Annotated in this window: 16 protein-coding genes; 8 read left to right on the plus strand and 8 right to left on the minus strand. The window is 56.6% G+C overall.

Translation table 11 applies throughout. From position 1 onward, the window contains the following. On the plus strand, positions 1 to 220 hold a 220-nt coding region (locus tag GTF44_RS22010), incomplete at its 5' end, for a hypothetical protein (protein ID WP_216365331.1). A gap of 10 nt (positions 221 to 230) precedes the next feature. Next, the gene (locus GTF44_RS20700) at positions 231 to 3,719 is read left to right on the plus strand and encodes a hypothetical protein (protein WP_171562998.1); all 3,489 of its coding nucleotides are present in this window, start codon (positions 231 to 233) and stop codon (positions 3,717 to 3,719) included. A gap of 249 nt (positions 3,720 to 3,968) precedes the next feature. On the opposite strand, the gene GTF44_RS20705 is transcribed toward GTF44_RS20700, so the two are convergent. Continuing rightward, entirely contained in the window at positions 3,969 to 4,856 is an 888-nt protein-coding gene (locus GTF44_RS20705) for an ImmA/IrrE family metallo-endopeptidase (RefSeq protein WP_171563000.1), read from the minus strand. Next, positions 4,853 to 5,215, minus strand: coding sequence for a helix-turn-helix transcriptional regulator (locus GTF44_RS20710; protein ID WP_171563002.1), 363 nt, complete (start codon positions 5,213 to 5,215; stop codon positions 4,853 to 4,855). The genes GTF44_RS20705 and GTF44_RS20710 overlap by 4 nt, the downstream gene beginning before the upstream one ends. A gap of 97 nt (positions 5,216 to 5,312) precedes the next feature. On the opposite strand from GTF44_RS20710, the gene GTF44_RS20715 reads away from it, so the two are divergent. The 6 genes from GTF44_RS20715 to GTF44_RS20740 all read left to right on the plus strand — a co-directional run bounded on the left by GTF44_RS20715 (position 5,313) and on the right by GTF44_RS20740 (position 10,596). Further along, entirely contained in the window at positions 5,313 to 6,278 is a 966-nt protein-coding gene (locus tag GTF44_RS20715) for a CBASS oligonucleotide cyclase (protein ID WP_171563004.1), read from the plus strand. A gap of 5 nt (positions 6,279 to 6,283) precedes the next feature. After that, positions 6,284 to 6,799: a hypothetical protein gene (locus tag GTF44_RS20720; RefSeq protein WP_171563006.1), complete on the plus strand. Its 516-nt coding sequence runs from the start codon at positions 6,284 to 6,286 to the stop codon at positions 6,797 to 6,799. After that, on the plus strand, positions 6,799 to 7,737 hold the full coding sequence (locus tag GTF44_RS20725; RefSeq protein WP_171563008.1) for an ATP-binding protein: 939 nt from the start codon (positions 6,799 to 6,801) through the stop codon (positions 7,735 to 7,737). The genes GTF44_RS20720 and GTF44_RS20725 overlap by 1 nt, the downstream gene beginning before the upstream one ends. Then, positions 7,734 to 8,459, plus strand: coding sequence for a DUF6602 domain-containing protein (locus tag GTF44_RS20730; protein ID WP_171563010.1), 726 nt, complete (start codon positions 7,734 to 7,736; stop codon positions 8,457 to 8,459). Before GTF44_RS20725 ends, GTF44_RS20730 begins: the two co-directional genes overlap by 4 nt. Before the next feature lie 228 nt (positions 8,460 to 8,687). After that, positions 8,688 to 9,317 (plus strand): hypothetical protein, encoded by a 630-nt coding sequence (locus tag GTF44_RS20735; RefSeq protein ID WP_171563012.1) that lies wholly within the window; start codon positions 8,688 to 8,690, stop codon positions 9,315 to 9,317. Between the two features lie 58 nt (positions 9,318 to 9,375). After that, positions 9,376 to 10,596, plus strand: a complete 1,221-nt coding sequence (locus GTF44_RS20740; protein WP_367383431.1) for a radical SAM protein — start codon at positions 9,376 to 9,378, stop codon at positions 10,594 to 10,596. Between the two features lie 407 nt (positions 10,597 to 11,003). Here the strand turns inward: GTF44_RS20740 and GTF44_RS20745 are convergent, their stop codons facing one another. The 6 genes from GTF44_RS20745 to GTF44_RS20770 form a co-directional block, all read right to left on the minus strand. Continuing rightward, on the minus strand, positions 11,004 to 13,175 hold the full coding sequence (locus tag GTF44_RS20745) for a DEAD/DEAH box helicase (protein ID WP_171563016.1): 2,172 nt from the start codon (positions 13,173 to 13,175) through the stop codon (positions 11,004 to 11,006). Between the two features lie 5 nt (positions 13,176 to 13,180). Next, positions 13,181 to 14,488, minus strand: a complete 1,308-nt coding sequence (locus tag GTF44_RS20750) for an ATP-binding protein (protein WP_171563018.1) — start codon at positions 14,486 to 14,488, stop codon at positions 13,181 to 13,183. Beyond that, on the minus strand, positions 14,466 to 17,003 hold the full coding sequence (locus GTF44_RS20755) for a TerB N-terminal domain-containing protein (RefSeq protein WP_171563020.1): 2,538 nt from the start codon (positions 17,001 to 17,003) through the stop codon (positions 14,466 to 14,468). Before GTF44_RS20755 ends, GTF44_RS20750 begins: the two co-directional genes overlap by 23 nt. A 116-nt stretch (positions 17,004 to 17,119) precedes the next feature. Continuing rightward, positions 17,120 to 18,406 carry a Fic family protein gene (locus tag GTF44_RS20760; protein WP_171563024.1) on the minus strand — a complete coding sequence of 429 codons (1,287 nt, stop codon included), beginning with the start codon at positions 18,404 to 18,406 and terminating at the stop codon, positions 17,120 to 17,122. Between the two features lie 325 nt (positions 18,407 to 18,731). Beyond that, positions 18,732 to 19,346 carry an SMC-Scp complex subunit ScpB gene (locus GTF44_RS20765; RefSeq protein ID WP_171563027.1) on the minus strand — a complete coding sequence of 205 codons (615 nt, stop codon included), beginning with the start codon at positions 19,344 to 19,346 and terminating at the stop codon, positions 18,732 to 18,734. 2 nt (positions 19,347 to 19,348) lie between these two features. Beyond that, complete coding sequence (locus tag GTF44_RS20770; protein WP_171563030.1) at positions 19,349 to 20,239, minus strand: DUF1403 family protein; 891 nt, start codon at positions 20,237 to 20,239, stop codon at positions 19,349 to 19,351. Between the last annotated feature and the right edge of the window lie 234 nt (positions 20,240 to 20,473).

Consider the following 20,473-nt stretch of genomic DNA (forward strand, 5'->3'; position numbering starts at 1 on the left):
CCGCAAGGGCTCCGCTCAGCAGGCCTTGACCGCAACCATATCAACGGAAAAAAAACAGGAACGGATTCTACACCTGAGCGGCCCGGATCAGGGGGCTGGGTCACGCCGATGTATTGTCGGCCATTTTTGCAGACTGGAAGTAACTGATTACTACAGTCTCATTGAGGTCTTTGAATTCAAGCACTTGGCCTGGCCGCAACTCTCGATAGACTGCAATTGAGGAGGCAAGTGTGACGCGACAACGAGCCGACAGTTTCATATCAAGATTTTTGTTTCGTGGTTCCAAGGAACGCGAGCGAGAGGCTGTCGGCGTCGATGTTGAACCAGCGCCCTTGGTCAAAACCGCCAGCGACAATGAACTGGTTTGGGCAACTAATGGGGAACGATCCGTCCGAGAGCTCGTAGAGCGCACTTTGAATGGATCAACCGCTCTCGTCGTGACGGGATACCAGGACTTTCTGTCCGCGATGTCGATCATACTTCGGGTTCGGCCAAGCGTTGTATCCGACCCGCCTGAAACGATCCGGATCATATTCGGGACGAATACAGAGAACCAAGACCGGCTCGAGGGAAGCGGACGCGGACTCTCGGAAGAGGCCCGTGACTATTTCCTTGAAACGCGAGGGCTATCGCTGCGCTCCCTTGACGAACTACGGGCTGTCCTGGCTTACGATGCGATCGCATCGGGAGCGATCTCGCTTCGTATCTTCGACAGTGATTTGGCTCGGAAGCGGTTCGGTCGCACACACGCGATGCTTCACGCGAAGCTCTTCATCAGTGACGCAGGCGCGCTCGCAGGCAGCGCTAACTTCTCGGTTGGCGGCCTTAGACGCAACCTCGAGTACGCCGACGATCTTCAAGCTTTCCCTGATCTTGCCACAAAGCGTCGCGCAGTTGCCGAAGACTTCTGGTCGCTTGGTATCGACTGGACTGAACAAGCTCTCGAGATCCTTAGGGCACTTCTGAGGCCCGTAAGCGCGGAAGAAGCCCTCGCCCGAGCAGTTCACGAAATGACGTCCTATGCGCCGTGGCGTGTTGGCGGTGACGGCGCCTCTGGGCGATCGCCGCTGCCGTTCCAGACTGACCTCGTCTACGAGGCCGCAGGCACAGCCTACGAGCACGGGTTTGCATTTGTCGAAGCACCAACAGGAGCAGGTAAGACGGACATCGGCAAGCACTTGGCGACTGTCTTGCCGACGATGCACTCGAGCGTCGTTCTTAGACATGGAAATGAACGTCCTGACCAAACACGCAATGGTGCGCTCGGCATTATTCCGGCAAGCGTTTTTCGCAATTGGGACAAGAGCAAGCCAGCGAACCTCAATCTCATTAAGCACAGCCATCTTTCACGCAGCAAAGGCGAAGAGGCCGAAGAGCTTGATGAGATAAATCGAGGCGTCCGGTCTTCTGCCTCTATGATCGTGGACGAGAGTCATCGATTGAACTCCCGCTATCTCGCCCCATCGAGACGTTCTCTGGTCTTCGAGCAAAGCCCGGCGATCTGGACGTCGTGCCTGTCAGCGACATTGATGGGAAACCAGGGCTTGGACGGACTGCTCGCCTTCCATGAACGACGCGCCTCGATCTATGTGCCCCCCGAAATCACCGCCAGGATCAACGATAACCTCAAGCGGGGACGCGAGAGAGCACAGGAGTTGAACGCACTCCGCACTCTTAAGCAGAACTTCGAGGATCGTCAGCAGTCTGGCATGGAAGACATGTTCCTGTCTGAAGCAGACCTCGCGCAACCAATTGAAGAGGCCGAAGCGCGTCTCGCCGGCAAGCGGCTCGATCCGCGCGAAATCCAGGCCGACATGGCCGACGCATTAGCGCCCTACGTGGTCCGGCGTCAGCGCCATTGCGTCGGAGAGTCCAAGAAACGCGGACCTGGGATCTATGCTTACCCTGAGATCGAAAGCATCAGGATCGATGCCGAACTCACGTCCGCGCAATCGGTTATCCTGGACGAAATCAGAAGACTGGCTGAGAGCATCTCGACAGGCACAACTCTTGTATCTGCCGACCCAAAACGAGCAGGCCAAACAGAAGTTCGCTTTCATGACAAGGCTCGGATTCACATTCGGAACTTTCTGGCGATCTTGAGGTCATCAATCACCTTCGCGCGGGAAGATTGGGAACGTAGGCGGGCCGCGGATGCAGATGCGCGTGGCCGCACGTCGATTGGCGAGAGCCTTAGACGCTCAGAACGTGAAAGCCGCGGTGGAAAAACCGCAACAATCACTATCACGCCGAAGAGCGGCGAGCTTCCTCTCGACAAACGCACGACGACGCCGATTTGCGACCGCATCGGTGAATTGCTGCAGAGCCCGGAACTTGACGCGATTGATGAGCAGCGCGCAGAACATATGGCGGAGATGCTCAATCAACATCGGCAAGTGATTTTCCTATCTGAACGGATTGGCGTTCTGGAGGTCTACGCACGCCTCCTCTCCTCCCGGAAGGGCCCCAAACCGGACGTCATCCTCGTGGCCGCCAATCACAAATTGGGTCCCGGTACAGGCATTACCGTCGCTAGAAATGGTGCAGAAGCCCAGGAATACCTGGCTCTCGACGGAAAGAAGGCGTCCGACGACAGTCGCCGAGCCATGTTCATGACCTTTCAAATGGCGGAAGGCATCAACCTCCAACGCGCACGTGCCCTAGGCATTGTCGGCGTTACTTCGGACATCAAGAGCATGCTTCAGGGCTTGGGGAGGATCGACCGCATCGACAGCCCGCATTCCAAGATCACTTACACCACCTTCGATCTGCCTGGGCTTGTGCTGTCGTCTGACAAAAAAGGCCGTGATCGCATCGAGTCTATCGCTCTGCTTTCGGGGGTCGGTGCTGCAGATCTCACAGACGAGTATCTGGAATTCTCTGCCGGCGATCTGACAGACCTGATCCTGGAGCAGCACAAGAAACCGCGGCCGCTTCGCCGGAACAACCTCTACGATCTGGTTGAAGACATGCGGCGCAAGTTGCCAGACGATCTCCTGCAGTCAATGGAGCGCATCAAGCCACAAAGCCTTTGGGGCGCTGAGCTGTGTCTTCTCGCTGGCAAGTCACCAATGACGATTATTGCTCTTGGTGGGCGCTCGCCATCGCTGGTCGAGATGTCCTATTTGCCGCCCCGGCTGTTGGCCGTCCGCGAGACAGGCGATCGACAAGAAATCATCCGGGATCAGCCAGAAGTGACACGTCTGCTGCGCGAGGCCTACGGCGAGACCGTTAAGGCCGGAAAACACCAGGGCAGACCGACTGAAGCCGAGCTGAGTTCTGTGATCGAGGGCCTCCAACCGGCTTTGGAAGGTCTGGCACACTGGGATATTCGTCCCGAGCGTACGGTTTCACTGTTGGAGTCTTTGGATAGGTTTCTCGCGTCCGGGCCTTCAAAAAACCAAGGTTACAACCGGTTCGGGCATCTAACGCTTCCATCGCTTGAAAAGCTGGCGGAGGCTTGGGCCCAGGAACTCGACCCCTATTGGATTGAAGCCAAGAAAGACGTCAGCCAACGCAGCGAAAAGGAAAGAGAGATCCCGGATTATCTGGGGATCGATGCGATTTACGGTTTCTTTGAGCAGCAGCCATCGAAGACGCTCTCAGAGGTGCACGCCAAAATGGAAGAATTATTAGCAGCAGCCGAAAGCGCGTCGCAAAACGCAAACACACAGATCTTGGATCGGATTGCGGTCGTCTTTCGCTCCGACAAAGCATGAATGCTACTACACAACATCCGCATGGCTTACCCCGGCCCTTTGCGGACCTTGGTCAACAGTTCGGCCTGTGCAGTTGCGGGGCGCGGAAGCCGACATTCGCTGCGGCTGCGAAATCGAATCGATTGTGAACTCGATCAAAGCTACAGCTTGCCGATAAGTGAACAGCCGTTGCTGGTTGTACGACGGATAGCTCAGAGCACTTGTCATCTGCCATCTAAACCCCGAAAACTAGGATATCTGGTCGTATTCCTACCGCCTGAAGCGCGGCGTCCACCGCTCTTCGAGATCGTCTTCATCTTCTTCATCATCGTCCTGATAGGTCTGATCGGTAACCGTAGGGCAGTGCAGTACCGTCAAAGTACGACCATAGCTACCGAGGCCGATAACCTCTTCTCTCGTCGGTGCCGACTTACTGCCACCCAGCCAATCCAGGATATCGATGTCCGCGTATGCCCGGGCCGCTTCGGCTACGTTTCTTGAACCTGCGTTGAACCTTGCCGTGGCTGTTCCCGACGGCACTGGCGATCCCCTTTTCAGCCACGTGATCTGCGGCAAGGTTTTCATCGTCTCCGACAGGCGACAGTAATCGATGGAATTTCCAGAACTTACGACAACCGCTACGGCATCCTCCGACAGTTCGGCATAACGAATTGCCGTTGCAGTTAGCGACGTCACACATCTGTCTGCAAGTGCTTCCACGCTAGACAGGCCCGCCTCCTGCCGGCGAAGGACTCGGCCGAACAGTCTTTCCGGCATCAACAAACCCGCTGCAAAACTGTCGGCTTCCATTTCGTAGGGGTCTGCGGAAACGAACCCGGCATAAGAAGCATGCACGCCGTCAGACGGCAAAACATGGTCGATATGACCATCAAGGAAGTAGTGGCCAAGCTCGTGTGCAACACTGAACCGCTGAAATCCTTCGCTCTGGATGTGAGTGGCATAAAGGATACCGAACGCGTTTCCGTGCCGAAGAAGCATGCCTGAAACACCTTCTCCGACGTCCTTTTTCGCCTCAACCAGGATATCGTGGCGACCGGCAATATCCACAGGATGGACGGGCAACTCGACGATGCCGAGTTCGCGCACGACTCGTTCCCCGCGTTGCTTTGCCATCCGAAGCCGAAAAGCCAGATTCATCCGTCATCACCGGAACGCCTTGCCTCATTTCGTTGGGCCAGCATTTGAAGAAAGTCTTTCGCAAGCTCCCGGTCACGCGCAGATAACTTGCTGACATCCCGATACAACGGGTCACCGGATTGGGCGAGTGCGGGGTCATCGGCCCGCCCCAGTAGGTAATCTGTTGTCACCTCCAGCGCATTCGCCAACCTGCGTAAGGTATCGAACGACGGTTTGCGCGACCCGGCTTCAAAATGCGCAATGGAACTTGGTGGCATGCCTGCCTGGTCTGCTAGTTCGCTCTGGCTCCACTCCCGCAGATCGCGCGCTGCCCTCAGCCTGGTCTGGAAAATCTCGGAAGGTGTGGGCTCCTTGCTCATGACGATATCGACATGGAGGACTTGACTCCTTTTTCTTACACTACCATATTCGACATACTTTGCATGGCGGGTTAGACAATAGCAAGAAAGAACAGGGATGAGCAGGCAGCACACCGATCACTCGGATATCGAACGCTTCGCGCAGGACAGGGTCAACCTGCCCAAGCCGAAAGCCGACGAATATCGTGCACAGGCACGCCGTCTGCGCGAAAAACTCGACGGCTATCTTGCCGAACACCCTGATTTCACGTTGAAAAAGATGCTGCTCTCAGGCAGCCTTGCCAAGGGTACAGCGCTTCGATCGCTAAACGATATCGACGTCGCCTGCTATATCAGCGGATCGGATGCACCTAGCGATGTTGCCGGTCTCTTGGAATATCTCGCAGAACGCCTGCGTAATGCCTTCCCGAATTTCAGCCCGGATCAGGTACAGCCGCAAACTTTCTGCGTGACGGTCTCGTTTCGTGGAACTGGCCTCGATGTTGATGTCGTGCCGATCCTCTACAACGGGGACGAAAACTGGTACGGCAACCTTGTCAGTCAGGACGACGGTTCGTTTCTGAAGACCAGTATCCCGCTGCATCTGGAATTTGCCCGCAAGCGGAAGAACAGGCAAGAAAAGCACTTCGCGCAGGTCGTGCGTCTCGTGAAGTTCTGGACCCGCCACATGAAACGCGAACAGGAAGGTTTCCGGTTCAAGTCGTTTATGGTCGAGATGATCCTGTCCAAGCTGTGTGACGACGGGCTCGACTTCTCAGACTACCCCGAAGCGCTGCAGCACTTCTTCACCTACGTTGCCCGCAGCAATATGCGGGAAAAGATCATCTTTGGTGACTACTACGCCACGGGCTCGGTGGGCTCGTTTACCGAGCCTGTCCAGATCATCGACCCGGTCAACGCGGAGAACAATGTCAGCCGCCTCTACACCAATGCTGAAGCGGACATGATCGTGGACGCGGCGCTGGATGCCGGTGATGCCATCGATTCGGCTCTAGCGGCGCCAACCAAGCAAGAAACCGTATATTACTGGCAGAAGGTCTTCGGGCCTTCGTTCCAGGGGTGAGGCAGATGTCGAGCAGCTTTACATTAACCGAGAGCATCACTTTCAACGTGACCCACGCCCGCCATATGGCTGCGAAGGTCGCGACCGACCTTAAGCGTCTGCAGCGGCTTTATGGCAAGCCAACTGATGCCAGCATCGCGGAATACGAGGAAGAGGTGACCGCGCTGCTTAAAGCCGGTTATCTGGGCACCGTCACCTACGGATTCCGCCGCGACGACGCCTGGATTGAGCCTGCGCTACGCTACACCGCATACGAACTTGCAAGCGCATCTGCCAATGATGACGACCCTGGGCGTATTCGTCCCGGCGCAGATGTAAGCGGTGCGAGTTTCTACAGCTACCTCGCCTACAGCGCGGCATGGGACAACCTAACCGACACCGAACGCGCCAACTTCAAGAAAAGTCTGCCGTTTCAGCGCAACGGCGCAGACGAACCGTCGGTGAACGGCTACCTGTCCGATGACCGCACTTATTCTTCCGGCGGTCGCGCGCTCGGCCGGGCCAGTGTAAGGAGTTTCTGATGTCCGGACGCCCTTCGATTGACGAGCTATTCGAGCGCCGCATCACCTATCCTGATTTCGAGCCGCAGGCGCGCCTCGCGCGGCTTGTAGGTCTTGATGACCAGAAGTCCCGCCTCACAAAAATCCTCGGCCTGCTGGTCAATCCCGCAAGCTTGGAAAGCTGGATGCGTAAACACCACCCCGCCGCCAACGGGTCGCTAAGTTCAATACTGAACCGCCCCCCGCTTGTCGTTCTTGCCGGGGACGTGGGCTCAGGCAAAACCGAACTCGCCGAAACAGTCGGTGATGCGGTCGCGCGGCAGGAAGATATCGAGATCACCCTTTTCCCGCTAAGTCTGTCAGCCCGCGGTCAGGGCCGAGTCGGAGAAATGACCCAGCTACTGTCGGCAGCGTTCGATTACACGCAGCAGGAAGCCATGAAGCTAAAGGGCAGCAACGGGCGGTCGCGCGGAGCGGTAATACTTCTCGTTGATGAAGCTGATGCGCTGGCGCAGTCCCGTGAAGCCGCTCAGATGCACCATGAAGACCGCGCGGGCGTCAATGCCTTCATTAGAGGTGTTGACCGGCTCGGCCACGGCAATATTCCTGCGGCGGTCATCATGTGCACCAACCGCCTGAACGCCTTGGACCCCGCTGTGCGGCGGCGGGCTGCGGACATCCTTGCATTCGAGAGGCCGAATGATGCGCAGAGACGGATCGTTCTGGGCGATACATTGACTCAGCTTGGGTTCTCTCCCCAGCAGCTCGACAAGATGGTTGCCGCGACCGGCGCGCGACAAGGCCGCGAATACGGATTTACCTTTTCCGACCTGACGCAGAGGCTGATGCCCGCGATTGTGCTCGACGCCTACCCGAACCAAGCCGTCAGGCCTGACCGCGCCATCGAGATTGCCGAGCAATTGGTGCCGACAGCGCCCTTCAAGGATTTGGGAGCATGACGAATTGGTCATTACAGGAGCTCTTGTCGGGGCTGCACGATGATATCCAGCAGCGCTTGGCGACCGCGCGCAAGACCTTCGGGCACAACGTCACCAAGGGCGACGCGAGTGAGACGGTATGGCTGGATATGCTGCAAAAGTACCTACCCGAACGCTACAAGGCGGCAAAAGCGCATGTCGTCGATAGTGAAGGGAAGTTCAGCGACCAGATCGATGTGGTTGTGTTCGACCGCCAGTACTCGCCCTTCATCTTCCACTACGAAGGTCAGATCATCGTGCCTGCGGAAAGCGTCTATGCTGTTTTTGAGGCCAAGCAGACAAGCAATTCCGAGCAGATCAAATATGCCCGCAACAAGGTTGCGTCTGTCCGCCGTCTGCATCGCACCAGCTTGCCGATCCCCTATGCCGAAGGGGTCTATCGTGCAAAGCCGCTAATCCCGATCTATGGCGGCCTACTGACCTTTGACAGCGACTGGAGCCCTCCACTTGGCAAGCCCCTGATCAAAGCGCTGGAAGATGCGAGCGATGAAGAAAGGTTGGAACTCGGATGCGTCGCGTCGCACGGTTATTTCGCTTACGATAACAAGGCAAAATCCTACGATCTGCAAGCCGGCGGAAAAACCGCCACCGCTTTCCTGTTCAAGCTGATCTCGCAGCTGCAATTCAGTGGTACGGTGCCTATGATCGACATCCAGGCATATGCTCGCTGGCTGTCGGAATAGCCTTAAACATGAAAAGGCGACGCGAACATAAGCTGTAATAAACCACCGATATCCATGAGAGGCCACGGCAGCTGTGCGGCGCGACAACGCCATCCGCTTATGCTGGCATCAAGCAAGCGTCCAGCGCTTCCCCCGTTCACGCATACAAACACTCCTACTTCACCAAACTTGAAAAGAAGACTGTTAGCGTGTCTTCTGGAACAAACATGAAACAAAGAGGCGTCGACGGTGACTGATTGGCTGAAAATATGGTGGGAGAGATGGCGCCGAGATAATGACAACTGGCAGAATTTGCATAGCTACTTCAAACCAGTCGTAATGCGCTTCTTTATCTCCTGGTTTGCCGCCGCTCCTGTTGTCGCACTGCTGATTCGTGACTACAGTTGGTTTGTCCAACTGCCTTTCACTTGGTGGGTGCTTTGGCTGGCCTCTATTGCCTATTCTGGAGCTTTCTTGCTCTACACTTTCTTCTGCCCTTCCTTCGTTAAGCTATATCCGAACGCGCGCGCGTATGAGGAGAGACTTCACTCCCCACGATATATTGTTTGGCAGTGCTACTACTATTTGCGGTCTGGAACGAAAGACGGCACGAAGAAATTGAAAAAACGTCTCATAGAAAAAGGTTACGCGACACCCCATGACAGCGAGCCCCTTTCTGCAGACCCTATGAAACCCAAGGTGGAGGAACGCGGTACGCTCACGCGGTTTGAACTCGACGGCGCTGTGTATGAGCTGTGCATTGACGAAAACGAAAATGAAAAAAAGTCAGGGATATTTTCTGGGAAGTTCTGGCCAGAAATGCTCAACAGGCTGCGATTGCACGGACATTGGCGTGGCTCTTGCTTCTGCTGGCTTTGATATTGGTCACGTGGACCGTCGTCGAAAACATCAGTTCCGCGTTGGAGCTGATTAAGGGATGAATGCTTACAAGTACTATTTGAGCCCGACCAGCCAGCTTCCGTTTTGTAGTGTTCCACTCCGCCTAGACACGTATAGCAATTGTCAATTCTCGTGCAGCTACTGCTTTGCAAAGGCGCGCGGTGGTTCAAGAAGCTCTGGCCCCAACAAGCGTCTTGATCCTAAGACCCTCGCAGCTCGCTTAGATCGTATATCTAAAGGCCGTATCGTTGGCGCCACTGATGAATTTCTCCGTAAACGGGTACCAATCCAGATGGGTGGAATGACCGACCCATTCAGCCCTTGGGAAGAGCGCTTGAAAGTCTCCCTTCAGGCTCTGAGAATTCTTGCAAAGTATGACTACCCAACCATCATTAGCACCAAGAGCACACTGATCGGTGAAGAAACGTACCGCGAGGTGCTGGCTGAAGGAAACTTCTATGTCCGAATTTCTTTCTCAGCGGCAATCGACAGTTTGCTAAATTCAATGGAAAAAGGGCTTCCATCAATAGAGCAACGGCTAGGAACAATTGCTCGGCTCACCGAGGTCGGCGTCCCAGTTTCAGCTAGGCTACAGCCGATAGTACCCGGTCATGAGCAGGTCGCTTCACAACTGCTCAATCTGGCCGCGGACCACGGCGCGGTACACGTTTCTGCCGAATTTCTTAAGTTCCCGTTAGAAAACTCATCGAAAGAGTTCATAAGCCTCTCTAAGAACGCGCCTGAATTGCTGGACGTATACCGTAGCTCCGGAGCAAAACGCGTTGGAAGAGAGCTATGCTTACCTGCCGAAGCAAAGGTAAGCACACACTTCGAGCTCAGAAATTTGGCTCTTGCCAAAGGCATTCATTTTGGCTTTGCGGACAACGAATTCTTGCACCTCAACCCTTACGTCTCTTGCTGCAATGCTGCCGACAAGTTTCTTCGAAATGCGCACTTCTTCAATGCTAATGCCCTAAGTATTCTCAAGTCGCAGATGAGTAAGGAACAAATCCGATTTAAGTACCCTGACGACGCATGGCTTCCAAAGCAGTCTATGTTAAGCCACATCAATTCTCGGTCTCGCATGTCACTTTCTAGTCTTTCTGCAAACCAAGCATGGAAAGAAATACTTCGTCGAAAGTGGAACTCCCGGTCAAGACGAGGAGGTCCAGCAGACTATTTTGGCATAAAGCCGCGCGAAGAGCGGGATAGCGTTGGCAACTTGATCTTTGAATGGAACAGAGACGTAGCGGCCTAAATGTCAGCGCTGTGGATTCGACAGCACGCGACGAACGGCATATTGGGCATAGCTAAGTTAAGTTCCAGGCTGCACACTCAAATTGAACGCCTTAAACGAACGTTTTTTTGCAGTGGCTACGTTCAGCGTAGAAACCGTCCAAAACTTGTGAGTTGTCACCCAAAATGGCGCCCAAGCGCGAACCCGCGTTTAGGGGTTGAGCGACTGAAGAAATATAAGCATATGTTATTACTATTTTTTTGTGTCCGGGAGCAGAATCGAACCTACGACACGAGGATTTTCAATCCTCAACTGATAAACTACGCCGGTTCTTCTCAAGGCTACTAAACACGGAAGTACTGGATGTCCGATTTGAAAAAAATCTTCAGTTGCTGGCTGCATCGAAGCGAACGACTGCTTCCCCGCCCTTATGGCTTAGCAATCCGATCGATCATGCCAGGCAGATGATCAGGTGCTAGTTTTGAAGAAACGGCATCTAACTGTATAAGTGACATCGAAAGGTAAGCGTGAAACTTTTCCGTGGCTAGGTTTCCCGCATCGCTGAACAGGTCTGGAGGTTCGCCAGATGCCATTTCTGCCAGCACCGCTCGAAGTTCGGGTGTTCCATCCCCAGCCTCCACCATCAGAAACCCGTCATGCTGCTCGACCGAAAGCCCTGCGGTTCTAAGTGCGAGCGAAAGAGTTGAAGTCTTCACTGTCCCAACCCGCGTTGCGATGATCGATGTATGCTCGCCGAGAACGTGGATATTCTCGGTCCGAAACCCGAGTTCGTCATAATGTCCACGCGCTTCTTCCAACATCTTCAGAGAAGCCTCATCCATGTAGGCCGGCAGAGCGCTCCCCTCGAGTACCGCAAACATTCGGTCGATTACTTTGTCATGAATGTCCCCCGCATCGCCGCCGAAAACGGGAGGCACGCCAGCCTTCGCGGGTTTGACGACGATAACCTTGTCACGATCATGGATTTCTTGAACAACCCAACGCCGCCCGGAGAAAATCAGTAGCATCCCTGGGGCAAGAACATTGTCGATCGGCAGGGTTCCAAGATCCCGCCCGTCTGCAACCAAACGGAATTCTTCAGGTGTCTGGAACACCGCATAGAAGCTGTAATGCTCGACCAGCTTCTCGCCTGTCGGGCCCAAGAGTAACAGCCCGCTATCGGACTGTTCGATCAAACCGGTTTCAGGGTGACCGATCGCACGCAACACATCTGCGAAGACTTCAGTTGTGACCTTCCGAAAGGGGCCTTCGCGGCAGAGCACGTTGTAGATCACGTTTGCAGACGCACCGCCTCGCTGCGCAATGACCGACAGTATCTGATGGACGAGCGTCGAGAGATGAAGCGCCTGCGGTTTTGGCGGTTCGCACCAGCCTTCCAGCAGAAGATCTATCATCGCGATGGACCTGATCAGGCCGAGGCGAAGACGATCCACGAAACTGCTCTCAGGCGTCAATTTGGCTTCGACAGCGTACTGCCTGAGAATGGCCGGTTGTCCTTCACGCCGGCCTGATCGGCCAAGCCGTTGTCGCAACGCCGCTACGCTGAATGGCGCACCGATTTGAGCCACGCAGGTCACGTCACCGATGTCGATTCCAAGCTCAAGCGTCGACGTGCAAACGGCGGTCGTCGGTTTCGCAGGGTCCTTCAAGCGGCGCTCCACGAAATCACGATGTTCGCGGGAGAGGCTCGCGTGGTGGGGATAGAATTCCTGTGGCAGGTGCTCCCGTTCGCAAAACTCCCGCAATCGGTCTGCATAGATCTCGACCCGTTGGCGCGCTCCGGCGAAGACGAGGTTGTCGCTGCCTCGAAGATGGTTGAACAGATGGGCTGCTATGGCGTCCGATGCGGACGGGCTGTTTTCATCTTCACCTCCCGAGAGGTAGCCGCGAAGCTGAAGCTTCAATTCAGTCTCGCCGCCATCTGCTTCGATCAGCTGGACAGAGCTTGCTGCGTAAGGGCGAAGATAGGCCTTGGCGAGGTCCATGTCGCCCAGCGTCGCTGACAGACCTATCCGACGGATTGGGCGCTTTATCGCGAGCTCGAGCCTTGTGAGCAGTGAACGAAGCTGGACACCACGTTCGCTATCCAGAACTGTGTGCAGTTCGTCGATCACGACCGCCCGCGTGGCCCCAAACAGGCGGGCAATTTCCAAACCGCGACGAATGAAAAGCGCCTCAAGGGACTCCGGGGTTATCAGAAGGATCCCTTTTGGAGATTTCAACGCGCGCGTCTTGATCGATTGCGAGACATCCCCGTGCCAGGGAACAACCGGAAGCTCTGCTTCTTGGCAGATGTCCTCCAGCCGCATGGCCTGGTCCGTGATCAGAGCTTTCAGCGGACCGATGTAGAGCAGGTCGAAGCCGGTGCCGCCCGACGGCCCGTCAAGCACCTGTGAAATCAACGGCAGAAACGCCGCCTCCGTTTTTCCGCCCGCCGTGGAAGCCGAAACGATCAAATCGGCATTGGTTTCGCAGATCGTCCGGATGGATCGCGCCTGGATGTCGCGAAGTTCGCGCCATCCTTTCTGGCGTATCCATTTCTGCACAGGCCTCGCCAGTTTGTCGAAAGCACCGCTCATCGGCGTCAGAGCTTGAAGCTGATCAGGTCATCGTCACCGGGGTCTTGGGCGCCAGTCGACTCGTCTACCTCGGTCATGTCTTCGCCGAGGTCTTCGGAGACTTCGATCTGTTCGATCAGATCACTCCACTCGACACCGGGGTTTTGCTCAAGCACAGAAAGCAGGTTCACGAAGGCCGTCACCGTATTGCGCGGGGTGCGGAAGTAAGCTTCACCGATCCGGTCCGAGCAATGCGCCATGAAGGCCTCGAGCGCGTCGTCCGGTAAAGATCCGGCATCTTCCTGCATGATCCGCCGGACATTGGCCAAAAGAACGAAGAGGTCTTCAGGGGTCAGACTGGCCAGCCGGACAACCGGTCCTGACAGATCGATCAATCCGTCTCGCGCGAAGGTGTTCTCGGCCAAACGCGATTGAAGGGCTTCGTAACTGTATAGCCCTCGACGGGTGTTCATCAGAAACTCCGGGGTCCCGCCCATTAGAAATCCGAGGTTCTCGGCACTACCTTGCAGCACATCATTCAGAATCCGGAGGATTTGTTCGTAGTTTGCATTGCGCGCCTGCGACGAGGTGAGCTTGTAGAGATTCACCATCTCGTCGAGGCCGACCAGCAATCCTTTGTAGCCGGCCTCGCAGACGAATGCCGACATCAGCTTCAAATGGTCATAGACACTGGCGTCGTCGATGATCGTTCGCACACCAAGCGCCTTGCGCGCGTCGGTGCGTGTCGCAAACTCACCGCGCAGCCACCTCAGGGCCGCAGATTTCAACTCGTCGTCGCCGGTCTCATGGCCTTCCCAATATCGACGGATGACTTCAGCGAACTCAAACCCCCCGGTAAGCTCTTCAAAGTGGCCAAGGCGTTCACGAATGACAGACCCTGTTGGCAAATCCCGTTCTTCGGCATCTCGGTGAGCCTGGCTGACAAACCTCTCCACCACGCTGGCCAATGCCCCGCCATCTGGCTTTGTCCGCGTCGACAGATTTCGGGCCATCTCTGCATAAAGCCCTCGGGCTTGCCCGCCGGTCGCGTGAATGCGGCGATCCGGCGCCAGATCCGCGAACATGACGACCAGGCCTTTCTCCAAGGCGACGAGGCGGATCAGGTTCATGAAGAATGTCTTGCCCGATCCGTATTCCCCGATGATGAATCGGATTGCCGATCCGCCATCGGATATCCGGTCCATGTCCTTGACGAGCTCTTCAATCTCCCGGACGCGGCCGACCTGGATATGGCGCAAACCGAGCTTGGGCACGACCCCGGCTCGAAGGGCCTGTACGATTGCATCGCGTTCACGTGGTTTCAACTTCGACATCCCTGCCCTCCGCACTGATCTTTTCTTTTACCGCCTCCGAAACCTCCGGAGACACGTCATATCCATCATACTCGTCGAGAAGCGCTTCATCGTAGGTCTCAAAAGCCCATTCATTCACGACTTCCAAAGCCCCAGACGCCATCAAGCCGTGCGAGGCGCAGATCGTCTCGAACTCGGTTTCAGACCAATGCTCCCGAGTTACTAGTTCAAGGACAAGGGCGCCGTGTTTTGGGTCCAGCCCTGCCAGCTGACTTTGGTAGGCAGGTCCGGAAACACCGCTTTCTTCCTCTTCGACATCGAAAATCTGGCCCAGGACAGACGACACCCGCTCAGTGTCCGAACGGATTGCTGCGATCCGCGACGCGTCGAGTTTGGGTCCGTTGGCTTTTTCAAGATCGGGTATCGCTTCGCCCGGACGACCCGGTTGCGAGGCACGAACAGTACGGGGACCATCCGCAACTTCACCAGCATGCAGGTCCGAGTAAGCAAGCGCAGGATCGAGGCCCAAAGCCTTGTAGATTTTCTCGATGCTTGCGACTTCGTCGGAGTGAATAATTCCATCAGCATGTGCTGCACTAACCAGTGCTGCGCGCATAGCGGCCTGGCTGTCTTGGCCCAAATCCTTCAATTTGCGCCGCAGAAGCGTCATGTCCGGCGGCACAGCCAGGAACCATTCAAGGTTTGCGCGCAGCCTGCGGAGTTCCTGATCGCTGAGGGCCGCGGCAGAAACCTGACCTTCCAGCGCCCTGCGTTCAGGCTCCGTGATGCGACCATCCGCATGGGCGACGAACGATCCAAGCGCCAATTCCATCAAGGCGCTTCGATAGCTGTCGGAAACTTCCTCCAGTCTTTCGATGGGTTCACCCAGGCTGAACAGCACAACGGGCTCTTCCGCCTTGGGTGATCGGAGTGCAAACCGAGGGTCAGGCGCGAGACCAAAACCGAGGCGCGCGAGCGCGTCGGCCGCTCCCGTCATCTGCCGTTTCCCGATCTTCTCGTTCGTTTCTCCCTCCAGACGTCCGATCACCTCCTTAAGCGGCACCAATCCCCCTCGATCGACGATATCGCTTGCCCACGATTTCAAGCGGTCCATTTCCTCGGATGGGAAGGCCTCCCAAAGTTCAGTGGGCATCAAGGCATGCGCTTCAACGCTTCCGCGGCCATCAGGATTTCGGCCCAGGAAGCGACTGAGCTTGTCGAGATCGTTCATCACCTCATCAGCCAGCTCCTGGGCAATCTCGATCGGTTTGCGCAGGCCGGAAATATCTGGCACAGGCTTGCCATCCACGGTTGGGTTGGCGGACCCCTGAAACTCGCTGGAAGCGGCCCGATAGGACGCCGTGAGCTTCTTCCTAGGCTTGGTAACTTTTAGTCCGTCCGGAAATCGTTCATCAAATCGCATGCGGAAGAGGGCGATGAACTCGTCGCGGCACCGCGTCGCGGGAGTTCTAAGATTGCCTTCGGGATGGCAGATGAACCAACTCAGCAACCAGTCCGCAGTCAGGTGCTCGCCTTTGTCGATCCGAGCTCCGATTGCGTATTTGAGTGAGAACGGAAGTTCCCAGCCCTGCTTCTCGAAAATCGGCTCGATAGCGTCGAGGTCGGTTTCAACAAGCATCGCAATGTCGAGGAACTCACCCAAATAGCGTCTGACGGAATGGTTATCAGGGTAAAGTGACTGCAGCCGCCAAACTTCCTGGACGATATCCTTTGCATCTTCGTTCGACTGATCGACGAAGAAGCGACGCTCCAGCCCGTAGAAGTACAGGAACATGTAGCCGGGGTTATAGGAGGCGTCGCTTCGCCCACTTGCCAACCACTCCAAGTAGGTTGCCCGACACTGGGGTGAGATATCCGAGTATCCGGGCCAATACGGCATACCATCGCCAGCCTTGTCCCTGCCCGAGCGCGCGACCGACAGGGATGGATCGATATAGGCTCGGCATTTGTCTCGATACCCGTAGGAGTTCAGCGGGGGAGGCGTGCCAACATAGACCATCCCGCCGATGTTGCGGCCGGCGACGCTAGCTGTTTCGCTAGAAGGGACCCACCCGCTTTTCTTTGTTCGGGACGACCTGCTCGATGCAACTCGCCCAGATTGTTTTCTTTCAGCGGCTGCCGCAAGGGCTGGCGCCGCAGACTTTCCAGCGCGAACGATCTCAGCGTAGTCCTGCTTCGGTGGGGAATAGGCCTGAGTCGCAGCCGATGGTTTGGAAACGTTGGCTTCGCGAGTTCGTGCCCGCTCACGCTCGACACGTTTGTCGTAGGCACTTGGTCGCGCTTTCGGCTCAGATCGGGATGTTCGATGTTCGGAACTTCCCTTGGCTTGCGCAGCGACTTTCCGCGATCTCCGTTTTTCCTGCCACCACACGAGAATGACAGGAACACCGAACGCAAACAGCATCTGGCCGCCGTCTGGCCAATCCTGAAGCATTGTGGTCACCACGACCATGCACAAAAAGAAATACAGGACGAGGAAGAATGTAATTCGGAAAAACTTGAATATTGAAGACATTAACAGAACCCTCTCCGCACTACACTATTTTGGATGCCCATCATTGCAACGACTATCGCAATGATTGTATGCGCTATTGATGCGTTGAAGTTCCTCGGTCCGGCTTGATCGACGATCTAGCGGAGGTTCACTCCTTCCAGATCATCTGGCTTCAGCCGATAGCGGATTACGTTGCCTTCATGGAGCCCTGCGATCTGCTCACGGACGTATGCGACAACATCCGCTCGATCAGCATCGGGCACGCCAGCAGCCAGAGCCATCTCATCAACCGCATCGTTTCGGAACTCCTTGAACTCGAGAACGCAGCGCCGGACGGCTGCGCGAACAAAGTCCCGATAGGCCAGAGCCGCTTTTTCCGGGCTCTCCACCTCAGCGCGAAGAATTCGGTACTTTTCGGCGGAAGCCAGATACGCATCTATGTAGACCTCGCGCAGCAACGCGACGTTGTTCAGTTCATAGACCCCGATGAGCCCGTCGATGTAGTCGCTGTCCTCCATCGTCGTGAACGACATCGGCGCAAGATCGGACTTCAGAAGTGGGATGTTCGAGGCCACGCGCGAAGTCCGTTTGTTAACGTCGGCAAAAGCCTGGAGATACGGGATGTGCACTAGGAGGAAGAAGGACTGTTCGAACGGATCAGTGATCTGCGCAGCCTTGTGCAGCAGGATGTCGAACTCCTCTGCGATCGTGACCGCATCGTCTAGCGGTCGATAGCTCGAGTGCGAGATCCCGACCGGCATAGCTCGCAATCGGCCCGACATCGCAGGGTCCGCCAGGAGACCATCCGAGAGCAGCGCATGAATCGCGAACAGATCAGGACGCCGAAGCCCGATCTCATCGAGATTGTCGACGACATACTGGATGGCTTCCTTATGATTGAGGATCATCAGGGCTTCTTTTCGATCCTTTCCCGCAGCTTCTTCGCCAAACCTGATCAGTCGCTCAGTCTGCAGAATGTCGTAGGTGTTCCCCTCCATCCTGGACGATGCCCAACTGAGATCGACCAGAAGCTGTTCAAGGATCCGACGTGCGTATGTTCCGGCTGGAATTGCGCCTCCCTGCGGGCTACCGGCCTCCAACAGCCTTTTGCGGTCTGATGCAGACAGGTACGAGGTCTTTTCCGGGACGTATGCGTCGAGAAACTCCGGTCGATAAGAAACTGGCGCTCGCCTGTTATATGGCGTCGACAAGTGCGCCCGGACGACCGCGCCCCCGGCAATCCTGTATCCCGTCGCCCTGCCCTTGCCAGATACCTCGAGGCGACCCCCCTCCACCATGCGCTTCAAGAGGCGCCATACGGTGGTTTCGCTCACATCCCTTGCAACGCCCTTCCGGATGGCATCGCGTCCGGCACCCGGGTTCTCGCCGACAAATTCGAGAATGTCTTGATCCGACAAGGCCATGCAACGATATCCCGCAAGTGTGAAACGATTAGTATATTGATACACATATATTTTTCCTCGGTGCAAGTTTTCGTTTCACGGATTTTGAAACGATTCAGACGTCGGGAGGCAAAAGCCGCCTTCGTGAAATGGCCGAAACGATTATCACATTGAAATTAAGACTATTTCTGTCATGCCACATGAATCGTTGCGCGGCGAATGAAACGATAAGCAGAACGGCCGAATGTGCGTCAGGCATCGACAATGGAAAACGGCAAGATTCGAAACCATATGAGGAAAACAGTGCTCTCACGGAGCCTTTGCACCCAACAAGACCGGCAACGGACTAGCCGAAAGCGGCTTGTGGTCCTTCACCTGCAACCCCCGCATCCACCAGCTGCTCACGATCCGGCAAGTCTTGGAGCGACTCCAAATCGAACGCGATAAGGAACTTCTCGGTCGTCACATAGGTGTAGGGTGCGCCGCGTCGCGGCGACCTTGGCCCTGTCCCAATGAGACCGCGCGCCTGCAGGCGGCCGATCAGGTCGCGGTTGATCTCTTTGCCGAAGATGTCCTTCAGCCCGTCCCGGGTGATCGGCTGGTGATAGGCGATGGCGGCCAACACGGCGACATCGTACTCGCGCAAGTCGAGGTCCTGCTCGCCCACATCCGCCGCCGTCCGGATCGCCGCCGCATAGGCCGGGCGCGTCCGCAGCATCCATCCGCCGGCCACCTTAGCAACTTCAAATGACCGCCCCTCGAGATCGGCGGCGAGGTCGTCGATCAAAAGGTCAACCGAGACCCCCTGCCCCACCACCCGGGCCAGGTCCTCGCGCGGCACGGGCGACGCGGAGGCAAAGAGTACGGATTCGATCCGACGCATCCATTCGCGCCACCGCAAGTCAGCCGGCAAGTCTCCCAGCTCCCGGTCTAGCGCCTCTTCTGCGTGATCCTTGGCCATCCTCAGACCCCGTAGAGCCGAAATGTGTCGCGCCCGGTCAGTTCGCGCACCGCGCCGAGCTCCAGCAGCCGGTCGCAGAACCGTCGCGCGGCGCGATCGGACCGGAGCGACGTCAGCGTCGCCGGCGCGACCGCGTCCCGGGTCAGGAACAGTGCCAGAGCCTCGTCGGCGCCCTTTGCCCGGAGCTTGGGCGCGACGGCCCGGAGCCGCTCAGCGCGCCTTGCCAGGTCGGCCGCCTCTCGCGATGCCTCGGCCGCAGCCGCCAAGATCGCCCGATGGCAGGCCAGGCGCAGCTCCTCGCCCGTCTTCCGCAGATCGCCGCGTTTGAGACCGAGCGCCAGGAGCGGGAGGGCATGCGTCCACCCGAGCACTTGTGCCAATGCCGCATCCGCGAGCAGCAGTGACGCGGTGTGGTCTCGCGGACGCTCACCGATCACGGCTTGAAACACGGCTGCGGCCCGATGGATCGGCGCCCCCTGCCCGGCGTCGAGCCACCTGCCGATTTGGTCTGGCACCAGGTCCGGCAATGCCCGTTCCAAGGCCTTCATCGAAACCGGACGCTCCACCGCACGTTGCCAGGAGAGATAGATGTCCCCCGCCGGTCCGGGACTGTCGCCGGGCTGCAAGAACGCCACCGCATCACGTAATTCTGCAGCCCGTTCCGGTCGTCCTGAGAGGGTCACACAGGCCTCCGCCGCCCTGAGCGCCAGCCGCGCGCGGAGCAAGGTCTGGGGCACGTTCTCGTGTGTCAGCACCAGATGCAGATGACCAAGCGCAACGCCCGACAAAAACGCCACATCTTCAGGGGTTTCGGGCCGTGCGGAGGTGACCCAGCCCGGCAGTTGCGGTACGGTATTCCGGTCGTCTGAGATGGTGGCAGGCTGGTATGTCATGCCACAAGACTAGTCTCTCGCGGCGCTTTCGTCCACAATATGATGTGCAAACCGCCCCGCTTTGCTGGTCTCCGCTATGTCCAATAATGTTGCATTATCGGACGTAATTGAGATAGGCTCGAGAACATGCAGAATTCCGACTATAAACCACACAAGACGCCCGCTTCAGAGCAGCCTAAGATCGAGACTGAGCTCGACGAGAGAGACGTCCCAACGGGTCAAAAGATCGCCCTG

It is taken from the genome of Roseobacter sp. HKCCD6576-2 (assembly GCF_013179285.1).
GTDB lineage: Bacteria > Pseudomonadota > Alphaproteobacteria > Rhodobacterales > Rhodobacteraceae > Rhodophyticola > Rhodophyticola oceani.